Below are 12776 nucleotides of genomic sequence, written 5' to 3'. Positions count from 1 at the left end.
TACAGAAGGATAAAAATCATGAGTATTTTAGTTATCGCTGAGCACGACAATAAAGCACTTAATGGTGCAACATTAAACGTTGTTGCTGCAGCTCAAAAAATCGGTGGTGATATCACTGTATTGGTTGCGGGTTCTGGTGCGCAAGCAGTTGCAGACCAAGCAGCTAAAGTTGCAGGCGTAAGCAAAGTATTACTTGCTGATGATGCAGCTTATGCAAACCAATTGGCTGAAAACGTTGCAAAACTTGTTGCAGAATTAGGCAAAGGTTATAGCCATATCCTTGCTGCTTCTACAACCACAGGTAAAAACATTTTACCGCGTGCGGCTGCACTTCTTGATGTCAGCATGATCACAGACATCGTTGCTGTTGAATCTGCAAATACGTTCAAGCGTCCAATCTATGCAGGTAACGCGATTGCAACAGTTCAGTCTGACGAAGCAATCATTGTTGGTACTGTACGTGGTACAGCATTTGACCCTGTCGCTGCTGAAGGTGGTTCTGCTGCGGTTGAAGCTGTAAGCGAAGCAAAAGATGCTGGTATTTCTAAGTTTGTTTCTGAAGAAATTGTGAAATCAGAGCGTCCGGAATTAACAGCTGCACGTATTGTGGTTTCTGGTGGTCGTGGTGTAGGTTCTGGTGAGAATTATCACAAAGTACTTGACCCATTAGCAGACAAACTTGGTGCAGCACAAGGTGCATCTCGTGCAGCGGTTGATGCGGGCTTCGTGCCAAACGACATGCAAGTTGGTCAAACAGGTAAAATTGTTGCACCTGATTTGTACATCGCTGTGGGTATCTCGGGTGCGATCCAGCACTTGGCAGGTATGAAAGACTCTAAAGTGATCGTTGCGATCAACAAAGACGAAGAAGCGCCAATCAACGCAGTAGCTGACTACTGGTTAGTGGGTGATTTGAATACCGTTGTTCCAGAATTGGTTTCTAAAATCTAAGTTCTGAGTACAGTTCAAGACGCCTCTATGTGAATTGCATAGAGGCGTTTTTTTATGCGTTGAAAACGCAGGTGACTGTGTGATATGGGATATTTATGTTTCATTTGAATGAAAGCTGGTAGACTTCATCTTTCTTTTTTATCCTGCTTTGTAATGTCTCTGTCCAAAACTGTTCATATATTATTCATTAGTCTTTTACTGATCGGCATTTATCTAGGTATTTGTGTACATATCGCTATATTTGCACCTGTGAATGTGACCCAATTTCTGTTTAGTGAATCGGGACCATTTGAAACGCTTAGTGCATGGTTGTGGTATTTGTTAGCCCTTTTGTGTGTATTGAATACCGAGCTGATGTTAAAGACACGTTTTTTTACCTCTCTAGGTGCTGCACTGTTAGGTTTAAGGGAAATGGATTTTCACAAACGATTATTTGATGACAGCTTTATTAAAACCAATTTTTATCGAAGTGAAGAAATTCCTTTTATGGACAAGCTGTTAGGTATTATCTTGCTGCTGGTGATTCTTTTCGTTTTTTTTAATCTGGCAAAGATGTTTGTGCAGGGCATTCGCCAATTTAAGTTGAATCCTCATATTGCTTACTTATTTATTACCTTGACAATATTGTGTGGTGGTTTGAGTAAGCTATTGGACCGAAGTAGTTCGATTTTGAGAAATGATTTTAATATTAAGCTAATGCAGCACACAGAGGTCATTATTATGACTATTGAAGAAGGTGTAGAGATGCTATTACCTATTTTATTGGTGGTTGCAGTCACGAGTTACAGGAAAATACTTAACTAGTCTGATCGCAACATCCTTTGCTGGTTCAAGCACGTTAGTCTATAGAAAAGTTGATGTGTTTTTTTAAATTAATAATGCAAAAATCATATTGAATATATTCGGATAAAAGTGGACCAAGCTATATAAATTTAATTTTTAAATTAGTATAAAAAAACATCACTAAATTTAAGTAAATTAACAAGATTAAGATCATCTCTAAAGCACAAAAACACAGGTGTATATGCTATAATTTTTCGCTGTATTTTATTTTTAGCCTGCATTTCAGGCTAATCATTTGCAAGTTTTACGACATATAAAATGCAAGCAAAATTTGTTTGCAGAATAAGGAGTATGCATGAGCGTATCGGAAATTAGACCGATTGCCATTGAGGATGAACTCAAGCACTCGTATTTAGACTATGCGATGAGCGTGATTGTGTCACGTGCGCTGCCAGATGTACGAGATGGTCTAAAACCTGTGCATCGTCGTGTGCTATTCGCAATGCACGAATTGGGCAATGACTACAACAAAGCTTACAAAAAGTCTGCCCGTGTAGTCGGTGACGTCATCGGTAAATATCACCCGCATGGTGACTCCGCTGTTTACGAAACCATTGTTCGTATGGCGCAAGACTTCAGTTTGCGTTATCAATTGGTCGATGGTCAGGGTAACTTCGGTTCGATTGATGGCGATAGCGCAGCAGCTATGCGTTATACCGAAGTGCGTATGCGTAAATTAACCCATGAACTGTTGGCCGATTTAGAAAAAGACACAGTTGACTGGGAAGATAACTACGACGGCTCTGAGCGTATTCCTCAAGTCATGCCAACCCGTATTCCAAACTTACTGGTGAACGGTGCAGCGGGTATTGCGGTAGGTATGGCGACCAATATGGCGCCACACAACATGACCGAAGTAGTACATGCGTGTTTGGCTTATGCGGACAATCCAAATATTTCTATTGAAGGGTTGATGGAACATATTACAGGTCCAGACTTCCCTACAGGCGGTATTATTTACGGTAAATCAGGCATTGTAGATGCTTACCGTACAGGTAAAGGCCGTTTGCATATTCGTGGTAAGTACCATTTTGAGGAAGATCAAAAAACTGGTCGTACCACCATCGTCTTTACTGAAATCCCTTATCAGGTTAATAAAGCGAAAACCATTGAGCGTATTGCTGAACTGGTAAAAGAAAAGAAACTCGAAGGTATTTCTGAACTACGTGATGAGTCCGATAAGGAAGGGATGCGTATTGCAATTGACTTAAAGCGTGGTGAAAACGCTGAAGTGATTGTGAACAATCTGTTCTTGAATACGCAATTAGAAAACTCATTCAGCATCAACATGGTTTGCCTAGACAATGGTCAGCCAAAGTTGATGAACTTAAAAGATATTATTGCGGCATTTATTCGTCACCGACAAGAAGTAGTGACTCGCCGTACCATGTTTGAATTGCGTAAAGCACGTGAACGAGGGCATATCTTAGAAGGCTTAACCGTTGCTTTAGCCAATATTGATGCCATCATCGAAACCATTAAATCTTCTGCCAACCCAGCCGAAGCGCGCGAGCGTTTACAGGCAGGCGAGTGGGCTGCAGGCGGTGTCGTGGCGTTATTGGAAAAAGCAGGTTCAGTATCTGTACGTCCAGATGAAATTGAAGGCGAAGACCCAAATCGTCCATTCGGTTTGGAGGGACAGATTTACCGTTTGTCACCTACGCAAGTGACTGCAATTTTAGAATTACGTCTGCATCGTTTAACAGGTCTGGAACAAGACAAATTACATGCAGAATATTCTGAAATTTTGGCACAGATTGCTGAATTGACCGCAATTTTGAATGACTTTAATTTGTTGATGGGTGTGATTCGTGAAGAATTGGCGCAGGTTTTACAACAGTATGGCGATGCACGCCGTACTGAAATTGTAGAATCACGCATCGATTTCTCTCGTGAAGATTTAATTCCAGAAGAACAAGTGGTTCTGACTGTTTCACAAACAGGTTATGCGAAAACTCAGCCATTGTCTGATTATGCTGCGCAGCGTCGTGGTGGTCGTGGTAAATCTGCAACGTCAATGAAAGAAGACGATTACGTACAGCATTTAATTGTGACCTCTAACCACGCAACAGTACTGTGCTTTACCGATGTAGGTAAAGTCTATCGTCTGAAAGTGTTTGAAGTGCCGCAAGCATCACGTGGTGCAAAAGGTCGTCCAATGGTGAACTTGTTGCCATTAGATGCCAATGAAACCATCACCGCGATTTTACCTGTGATTGATGCACCGAAGAAATTTACAGAACGTCTGGCAGACTTCCGTAGCTATGTGAAAGCCAATGCGACACATCTACAGACTAATGCCATTATTGCTGCTCACTATGCTGAACTAGAAGCTGCTTTTGCTGAGCTTGCAGATGGTGATGATTTATCTGATGCACTGCGTGTTCAGTTAAAACAATTGGGTGTGGAGCTTTCTGCAACCGATCTAGATGATGAAATCATTGCTGAATTTGCTACACAAGCAGAAGCATTGCGTAAAAACTTCTATGTATTTATGGCAACAGCATCGGGCACAGTGAAGCGTGTTGAATTGGAACAATTCAGTAACGTTCGCTCAAATGGTTTACGTGCCATTGAACTGAATGAAGAAGATACCTTAATTGGTGTTGCAATTACTGATGGCGAACAACAAATTATGTTGTTCTCCAATGAAGGTAAAGCGATTCGTTTTGCAGAAACCGATGTTCGTTCAATGGGGCGTGCAGCCAAAGGTGTGCGTGGTATGCGTGTCAGCTTTGGTTCAGCACAAGTTGAAGACATCGAAGATGCAGAAGTAGATGGTGATGATGAAGACAGTTCAGATTCAGCATTTATCAGTCGTATTGTGTCATTAGTTGTTGTTCCAGAAACAGGCGAAGTGCTGTGTGCTTCTGCCAATGGTTATGGTAAGCGTACGCCTGTAGATGATTTCCCAACTAAAAAACGTGGTGGTAAAGGGGTTATTGCAATCAAAACCTCGGAACGTAACGGTGAATTGGTGGGTGCGGTTGCCATTGATGAAAGCAAAGAGCTGATGCTGATTTCTGATGGTGGTACTTTGGTGCGTACGCGTGCATCTGAAGTAGCGCAAACAGGCCGTAATGCACAGGGTGTTCGTTTAATTCGCTTGGGTGAAAATGAAACATTGGTGGGCGTAGAAGCGATTGAGACAGTTGAAGAAGAGGACGATTTTATTGAAGATCAGGAAACTGATGATTTAGAAAATTCAGAGACTTCAGAAACAGCAGCAGAAGCAACACCAACCGATGCAGCCAATGATCAAGAAAGTGCTGACTAAGTAATTCAATTAAGAGCAAAGAAAATGATAGAAATAAGGGCGCTTCGGCGTCCTTATTCTTACAGAGCCAAAATGGAAACAACGATGAAGAAAAAAGTAGCTTTGATCTTTGCTGCAACGATGCTGAGTTTAGTTGGCTGTAAGCAATCACAAGATCAGGTGCCTGAACCAACGGCGGCACAACAACAGGTTGCCTTTGCTGCCTATGATCAATTACGTGATGGTGAATATGAGCAGTTTTTGACACATCTTGAGCCTGAGTTGCAGCAGTATTTTCAGGACAATCAACGGGTCATGAAAAAGTTTTCCAAGTCTATTCCTAAAGATGCAGAGCGTTCTCGCACGTTGATGACTAAGAAAATTGAGCAACAAGCCAATCAGAGCAAGCAATATAAAATCAGTTATGAAATTGCTTATCCTAAAAACTTGGTGCAATACGATGTAAGTTTTGATGCTGTAGCAAATTCAGCAACTACAACGCAGCAACCTAAAATTCGGAATTTAAATATTCAGGTGTTTGGTGAGTAAACTGATCTATCCTGAAATTTTATGATGAATTGAGAATGCTACAAATAAATATTGTGAAAGATTGATTTTATGACTGCATCTGGCATTTGATATTGAAATAATTTTATGCAAGTCAGGGCAAGATGTGGTTAAATGCCATCATTTTATTGTGTTTCACATAGATAAGGAAAAATCATGCGCGCGTACAATTTCTGTGCTGGTCCTGCTGCATTACCTACAGCCGTTTTAGAAAAAGCCCAAGCTGAAATGCTGGATTGGCATGGCAAGGGACTTTCCATTATGGAAATGAGCCATCGTAGCAAAGACTATGTGGCTGTTGCAGAAAAGGCTGAAGCAGATTTACGCACTTTAATGAATATTCCTGAGAACTACAAAGTATTGTTCTTACAGGGTGGTGCATCGTTGCAGTTTTCTGCAATTCCGTTGAATTTGTTGGGTAAAAACAACAAAGCAGATTATATCCATACAGGAATTTGGTCTGAAAAAGCATTAAAAGAAGCACAGCGCTATGGCGATATCAATGTCGTAGAAGCGGGTATTCAAATTGAAGGCAAGCATGCCATTAGTGAACAAAGCCAATGGAATTTATCTGCCGATGCTGCTTATGTGCATTATGCCGATAACGAAACCATTGGTGGTTTACAGTTTGCCAATATTCCTGAAACAGATAAGCCATTGGTATGCGATTTCTCATCAAGCATTTTATCTGCACCTTTAGATGTATCTAAATTTGGTTTGATTTATGCGGGTGCGCAAAAAAATATTGGCCCTGCGGGTCTAACCATCGTCATTGTACGTGAAGACTTGCTTGATCAAGCTAAGCCAGAAATTCCAAGCATTTTGAAATATTCATCGCAAGCAAAAAATGATTCGATGGTGAATACTCCTGCAACTTATGCATGGTATTTATCTGGTTTGGTGTTTGAGTGGTTATTGCAAAATGGTGGTGTGGATAAAATTCATCAAGCCAATTTGGAAAAAGCTAGATTGTTGTATGGCTATATCGATTCAAGTGACTTCTATGCAAATCCAATTTACACAGCAAACCGCTCAATCATGAATGTGCCATTTACGTTAGCGGATGCAGCACTTGAAAAAGCATTTTTGCAAGAAGCCGAAGACAATCGTTTACTGAATTTGGCAGGTCACCGTTCTGTGGGTGGTATGCGTGCAAGTATTTATAATGCTGTGCCATTAGAAGGTGTGCAAGCTCTCGTGAACTTTATGGATGACTTTGCAAAACGTCACGGTTAATTGCTCAGCGAAAGCAAAAACCCAGCTGAAAAGCTGGGTTTTTTTTGGAATGAAGGTGAGTATTTGGCTTCAGTTTAGAGAATTCAACTTAGAACATTAGATATTAGAAAACAAAATAGTGTAAAGCATAAGCAGAGAGCAGCATGCCTAATGCAAAAAATAGGCAAGACATTGCATCGAGTTGGTAGCGTTGCTCTAACTGATGTTCAACATGCTGTAAGTTTTCTTCTTGCACGATTTTCATAGATATTATTTTCCGATGATCTATTTATCGTTAAATATGTAGTAAGCCATATTTTTAGCATAAAAAATTGATTAAATAAAGTACTAATTTTATTTTAAGCAGATTTAAGTATCGATATTGAAATAATTACAGTAGATTTTCCAAATCCTTGCTGTTTAAGGCTTTGCGATTATTTGATGTAATTCTATTTTAAATAATTTATCCACAACTTATATTTTAAATTGAGTTGATTTTTGAATTTATAATAAATTTAAAACTGTGGATAAATGAGCCTATTTTGAATTTAAAACGATTAAATAATCGGCAGTTTATCCACAATTCTTTTATAGAGGTAACGATTTAACCCTAAATAAAATAAAAAATCGCCCATCTTTTAGATACATTGTATCGATGGGCGATTAGAAAGGTTAAATAAATAACTTACTGTTTTTTATTGTGAATGTAGGCTTGAATCCAGATGTTGCCACGAATGTATTGTCCAATTTCAAAATTTTGATGGGCAGGGTTTTTAGTCGCAATACGAATCAAAATAGCAGGCTGATTTTCATCATGAATCAGGGTGACATCATAAACAGTATAGTTTTGATTCATGAATTCAAAACTGGTTTTGCCAACCACGTTGCCCTGAAACCATGCTTCATCTTCCTGACCAATATTTTCACCATATAAATATGCCACCATTTTAGAAAAATCGACGGTGACAGGTGCCTGATCATCTTCAGATTTGGGCTGCCATGCATCAATTTGTTCCTGCAAATTTGGTGGTGCAACGCCATCATTGGCAGCCAAAATATCATTTAAGGCACGGTGGTGTTTGATTGAAGCAGGATCATCTACCACTAATTGTTCACCTTCGGCCACGGTTTCCAGTTCGTATGCCCATGCATTTAAATGTACCCAATAGCTTTGGTCTTTTTGGTATTGCTGGTGGTTTACGCTATAGAGACTATCAAAGGCATATACAATACTGTTATTGCCTAAATTGAGTCTAAGCACCGCTTGGGTATTCGATTTACAGCAAATTATACGTTCAATTTTGGCTTCGACTTTGTATGGACTTTCAAAACACGGAAAAGCTATTTTAACAGCTTGTGGTTTATTATTTTCAACAGCAATTACTTGCGCCAACTGTACCGCTTGTTTGCTTGGCCCTTGAATGAGCCAAGTTGCAGGATCCATTTCTGATTCTTGGCGACATAAACCCATTGGCATAATTGGAGCATCTAGAGCCAGCCCTAACCATTTTGGAACTTCAGTGCAGGGTTCATCCGTCAGTAAATTCCAATGTTCTACATGGCTACCGAAGTTTTGATCTTCAATGCGGATGATTTCTGGTCTATTTTGATTGTTCATAAGCACTTTTAGATGTTGGGTTCTGTTCTTTACTATTAGATCGAGGGTTATTTTGATTTTTCAAGTCTTTGGCTGAAATTTCACAGAAATGTAGGGGATCATCGATATATTTAACATCAGCTAAAGCGATTTGAGATCGTAATGAAAAATAGTCGGCAGGATGCTTTCATCTGCATAATTTGAAATTTTAAAACAGGCTGTATTGCAGTGAGTTTGATACACTAGTTCAATATTATTGTGATGGGTTGTACTGTGCTGCCATTTAAACTTTGGGTCGATGCGGATGCATTGCCTAAAATTCTGAGAGAAGTGATTCTACGTGCTTCAGATCGTTATCAGCTAGAAGTTACCTTTGTTGCCAATCAATCTGTGGGCATCACGCCTTCGGTACGCATCAATTCCATTCAGGTCATGCATGGTGCAGATGCAGCTGATCAGGAAATTGTAGACCGCATGAAAGCGCATGACATTGTGATCACTCAGGATATTCCACTTGCAGCTCAGGTGATTGAGAAGGGTGGAATTGCGATTCATCCACGCGGTGAAGTGTATACGGTAGCCAATGTGAAAGCACGGCTGCATTTGCGTGATTTTATGGATACCTTACGTGGTGCGGGGGTACAAACAGGTGGACCTGCACCCATTTCAGAACGAGATAAACGTGAGTTTTCCAGTAGCTTAGACCAAACCATTCAAAAGCAAAAACGTAAAACTGCTTAATACGAGCCCGATATGCCATCTAAAACCAATATTATGATGACCTATGCAGGATTGGTTTTCATTTGGGCAACGACACCTTTGGCGATTGTGTGGAGTGTGTCGGATTTACCCGTGCTGTGGGCATTGGTGCTACGGTTCTTTCTAGCATTGCCCATGGCGGTGACTTTATTGTTGCTATTCAAAGTACATTTTCCATGTCATGCACAGGCATGGCACAGCTATTTAGCTGGCTCGTTTAGTTTAATTGGCTCGCAAATTTTTACCTACATTGCCACAGCTTATTTAAGCTCGGGCATTATTGCTTTAATGTTTGGACTTGCGCCAATTATGGCAGGCTTGATTGGTCGCTTTGTATTTCAGCAGCATTTGGCACGTTTGCAGTGGTTGGGTATGCTAGTGTCTATTACTGGATTGGGCATTATTTGTTTTGGTGGAGAAACGCAGCATGTGCACCCTGTCGGGATTGCTTTAATGCTGTTGAGTGTACTGACTTATGCGATGTCCATTTTCTGGGTTAAAAAGGTCAATGCAAAGATTGAACCTGTTGCACAAGCCACAGGCTCAATTTTAGTGTCTACTATTGCAGCCCTATGTATTGTGCCTTTTATTTGGCAAGATGTTCCGACAGCTTGGCCAAGTTTGAAATCTATGGCCGCTTTGCTCTATACCGTGATCATGGCTTCACTCATCGCCATGTTCTGTTATTTTAAGTTGGTGCAAAATATTCAGGCCACCACTTTATCGCTAACAACGGTGATGACGCCCATGCTGGCTTTATTGATTGGCGCATTGTTTAATCAGGAAGCATTGTCCATGATGGTTTTTGTGGGGGCATCGGTATTGTTGTTAGGCTTATTCCTGTATTTTTATCGTGATTTAAAAACTAGCCGCAGCTTGGCACAAAAAATAAAATCATCATCACCATCTTAAACAAGGCTTAAAGCTACATAGAATTTGAAAGTCACTTTCTTTTTAATTGTATTTTGTTAGGCTTTACTCAGATATCTTTACCTTGTTTTATTGCGACAGCTTCGGTAAGTTTGACGCGGTCTTGAGGGTGTAAGGTAATAAAATACGCACCTGTGCGATATTGGCCATTTTCTTCCTCACGGCTATACACCACTTGGGCAGTTGCCGCGATATGAAAGAAATTTTCAGGATGGCTGAGCGTGACATGAATATAACTGCCCGAATTTAATTCACGGTCACTATAAAAGCTCAAACCACTTTCTGAAAAATTGACCTGTTCAGGCACAGGTAACATGCTTTGTACAATTGCATCGTACAAAGACCCCGTAATAAGGTTTAATTTTTGGTTGAATAAGGATAAGATTCGAGCAATTTGTTGATCTTTTTCAGTTAATTGTTCTAATTCGTAGTTTAGGGCATGATCAAATTGATCTAATTCTGCGAGTAGTAGAAAATAACGCGGTAAAACAAAATTAGGATCGTAAGGGTCATTTAAGGCAACATCGTCTGAAATGATCTGATAATTGATTCTTAAGGCAGCATCAATTCGTGACATTACACGACGTTCGGACGGGACACTTTGATGCTGTAAATTTTCCATAATGTATTACCTCGGACTAGATGGTATGTTTAAACCAATCTCGCTATATATAGGGTTGAGATATACGCGCGCACGGCGCAGTAACCACTTTATTTCTTTTATTGCCTTAGTTTCAATGATCGGTCTAACTTTGGGTGTTGCCGTCCTCATTACCGTACTTTCGGTGATGAATGGTTTTGATCGCGAGTTAAAAAATCGTGTCTTGGGAATGATACCTCAAGCCACTGTTTCATCAACACAAATTTTAACAAATTGGCCAGAACTTGCAACGAAAGTTGAGCAGCATAAGCATGTAGTTGGGGCTGCTCCATTTACCCAATTACAAGGCATGTTAACTGCGCAAGGTCAGGTTTCGGGCATTATGGTGACGGGGATTGAACCCGAATACGAAAAGAAAGTTTCGATTATTCAAAACCATATGGTTGCAGGCAGTATCGATAATCTTAAAAAAGGTGAGTTTGGTATTGTCTTAGGCAAACAAATGACCGATGCCTTAGGCTTAGGTTTAAATGACAATATCACACTGGTTTTGCCTGAAGCGACACCTTCACCAGCAGGTGTAGTACCACGCTTTAAGCGTTTTAAAGTGGTGGGTATTTTTAGTATTGGCGCAGAAGTTGATTCAATGATGGGCTATATTGCCTTGAATGATGCATCTACTCTGTTGCGTTTACCCGATGGTGCACAAGGTGTGCGTTTAAAACTGGATGATATTTTTGCTGCGCCACAAGTGTCTCAAGACATCGTACAAGATTTGCCAGCGAACTTCTATGCTTCGGACTGGACCTATACCCACGGTAATTTATTCAGTGCCATTCAAATGGAAAAGGCGATGGTCAGCCTGTTGTTATTCCTGATTGTTTTGGTGGCTGCTTTTAATATTGTGTCTTCATTGGTTATGGTCGTGACTGATAAAAAGTCAGATATTGCAATTTTAAGAACCTTGGGGGCATCGCCAAGTACCATTACTAAAATCTTTATGGTGCAAGGGACTGTCATTGGGGTGATTGGCACCGTGTCAGGAGCAATTTTGGGTATTATTTTTGCTTCAAGCATTAGTGGCTTTATTGCATGGCTGAATAATCTTTTTGGGCTTAACTTGTTTGATGCTTACTTTATCAACTACTTACCTTCATATTTAAGATGGCAAGATGTGGTGGTGATTGTAAGTCTGTCGTTAATTTTAAGTTTCTTGGCAACCATTTACCCTGCGTTACGTGCAGCAAAAATTCAACCTGCAGAGGCATTGCGTTATGAGTAAAATTGTTCTTGAAGCGAAACAAGTTTCTAAGCACTTTACCGATGGCAAAACTACTGTAGAAGTGATTCGTGGATTAGATTTACAGGTACAGCAAGGGCAGTTTGTGTCGATTGTGGGTGCAAGTGGTTCAGGGAAAAGTACTTTGCTGCATGTGTTAGGTGGTTTAGATCGACCAAGTACAGGTGAGGTATTTTTAAATGGGCAGCGTTTTGATAATTTAGGTGAAGCAGAGCGTGGTTATCTGCGTAATCAGTATTTAGGCTTTGTCTATCAGTTTCACCATTTGCTGCCTGAGTTTACTGCGTTAGAAAATGTTGCAATGCCGCTGATGTTACGTGCAGGTACGCAATTTAAAGAAGTGAAAGCACAGGCAGAATACTTGCTAGAACGTGTCGGTTTATCACATCGTTTAACCCATAAACCTGGCGAATTGTCGGGTGGGGAACGTCAGCGTGTTGCCTTAGCACGTGCTTTGGTCACCAAACCTGCACTGATGCTTGCCGATGAACCCACAGGTAATTTAGACCGTAAAACTGCAGTCAAAGTGTTTGAACTTCTGCGCGAATTGCGTAGTGAAATGAACATGGCGATGTTGATTGTGACCCATGATGAAGAGTTGGCGAAATCTGCCGATACCATTTTGCACATGCAAGATGGTGTTTGGGTAGATGGTTAAAAATTCTTAAATTTGACCACGTCATTATTGACCTTAATGTAGGCCATTGTGGATAGTCGAGCTAAGCTGCATTAGTGGAATAAGACTCTTTTATTGAAG

Annotated in this window: 12 protein-coding genes; 9 read left to right on the top strand and 3 right to left on the bottom strand. The window is 40.4% G+C overall.

All coding sequences use genetic code 11. The features are described 5' to 3' along the window. The first annotated feature begins 18 nt into the window (after window positions 1–18). The 5 genes from HHA43_RS03955 (at window position 19) to serC (ending at window position 6853) form a co-directional block, all read left to right on the top strand. Window positions 19–951, top strand: coding sequence for an electron transfer flavoprotein subunit alpha/FixB family protein (locus HHA43_RS03955; RefSeq protein ID WP_168541751.1), 933 nt, complete (start codon window positions 19–21; stop codon window positions 949–951). A gap of 108 nt (window positions 952–1059) precedes the next feature. Continuing rightward, window positions 1060–1755, top strand: a complete 696-nt coding sequence (locus HHA43_RS03950; RefSeq protein WP_228284148.1) for a hypothetical protein — start codon at window positions 1060–1062, stop codon at window positions 1753–1755. A gap of 334 nt (window positions 1756–2089) precedes the next feature. Then, window positions 2090–5071, top strand: a complete 2982-nt coding sequence (gyrA, locus tag HHA43_RS03945) for a DNA gyrase subunit A (RefSeq protein ID WP_168541749.1) — start codon at window positions 2090–2092, stop codon at window positions 5069–5071. An 84-nt stretch (window positions 5072–5155) separates the two neighbouring features. Continuing rightward, window positions 5156–5599 (top strand): DUF3887 domain-containing protein, encoded by a 444-nt coding sequence (locus tag HHA43_RS03940; protein ID WP_168541747.1) that lies wholly within the window; start codon window positions 5156–5158, stop codon window positions 5597–5599. Between the two features lie 174 nt (window positions 5600–5773). After that, window positions 5774–6853 carry a 3-phosphoserine/phosphohydroxythreonine transaminase gene (gene serC / locus HHA43_RS03935; protein WP_168460168.1) on the top strand — a complete coding sequence of 360 codons (1080 nt, stop codon included), beginning with the start codon at window positions 5774–5776 and terminating at the stop codon, window positions 6851–6853. A gap of 103 nt (window positions 6854–6956) precedes the next feature. Here the strand turns inward: serC and HHA43_RS03930 are convergent, their stop codons facing one another. After that, the gene (locus tag HHA43_RS03930; RefSeq protein WP_168417755.1) at window positions 6957–7097 is read right to left on the bottom strand and encodes a hypothetical protein; all 141 of its coding nucleotides are present in this window, start codon (window positions 7095–7097) and stop codon (window positions 6957–6959) included. Window positions 7098–7517: 420 nt separating this feature from the next. Continuing rightward, entirely contained in the window at window positions 7518–8450 is a 933-nt protein-coding gene (locus HHA43_RS03925; protein ID WP_168417756.1) for a hypothetical protein, read from the bottom strand. Window positions 8451–8690: 240 nt separating this feature from the next. Between HHA43_RS03925 and HHA43_RS03920 the strand changes: the two genes are divergently transcribed. Both HHA43_RS03920 and HHA43_RS03915 read left to right on the top strand, forming a co-directional pair. After that, window positions 8691–9170 carry a YaiI/YqxD family protein gene (locus HHA43_RS03920; protein ID WP_168417757.1) on the top strand — a complete coding sequence of 160 codons (480 nt, stop codon included), beginning with the start codon at window positions 8691–8693 and terminating at the stop codon, window positions 9168–9170. 12 nt (window positions 9171–9182) lie between these two features. Then, the gene (locus HHA43_RS03915) at window positions 9183–10100 is read left to right on the top strand and encodes a DMT family transporter (RefSeq protein WP_168460166.1); all 918 of its coding nucleotides are present in this window, start codon (window positions 9183–9185) and stop codon (window positions 10098–10100) included. Window positions 10101–10167: 67 nt separating this feature from the next. Here the strand turns inward: HHA43_RS03915 and HHA43_RS03910 are convergent, their stop codons facing one another. Further along, a complete protein-coding gene (locus HHA43_RS03910) occupies window positions 10168–10740 on the bottom strand; it encodes a PilZ domain-containing protein (RefSeq protein ID WP_168460165.1) in 573 nt (190 codons plus the stop codon). 25 nt (window positions 10741–10765) lie between these two features. Between HHA43_RS03910 and HHA43_RS03905 the strand changes: the two genes are divergently transcribed. Both HHA43_RS03905 and lolD read left to right on the top strand, forming a co-directional pair. After that, complete coding sequence (locus HHA43_RS03905) at window positions 10766–12001, top strand: lipoprotein-releasing ABC transporter permease subunit (protein WP_168417760.1); 1236 nt, start codon at window positions 10766–10768, stop codon at window positions 11999–12001. Beyond that, window positions 11994–12677: a lipoprotein-releasing ABC transporter ATP-binding protein LolD gene (lolD, locus tag HHA43_RS03900; RefSeq protein ID WP_168541745.1), complete on the top strand. Its 684-nt coding sequence runs from the start codon at window positions 11994–11996 to the stop codon at window positions 12675–12677. The genes HHA43_RS03905 and lolD overlap by 8 nt, the downstream gene beginning before the upstream one ends. Window positions 12678–12776: the final 99 nt, after the last annotated feature.

The sequence above is a fragment of the Acinetobacter sp. A2 genome, from assembly GCF_012371325.1.
Classification (GTDB): Bacteria; Pseudomonadota; Gammaproteobacteria; order Pseudomonadales; family Moraxellaceae; genus Acinetobacter.
Note: the sequence above shows the minus strand (reverse complement) of the source record. Positions and strands in the feature narration are given on the sequence as shown.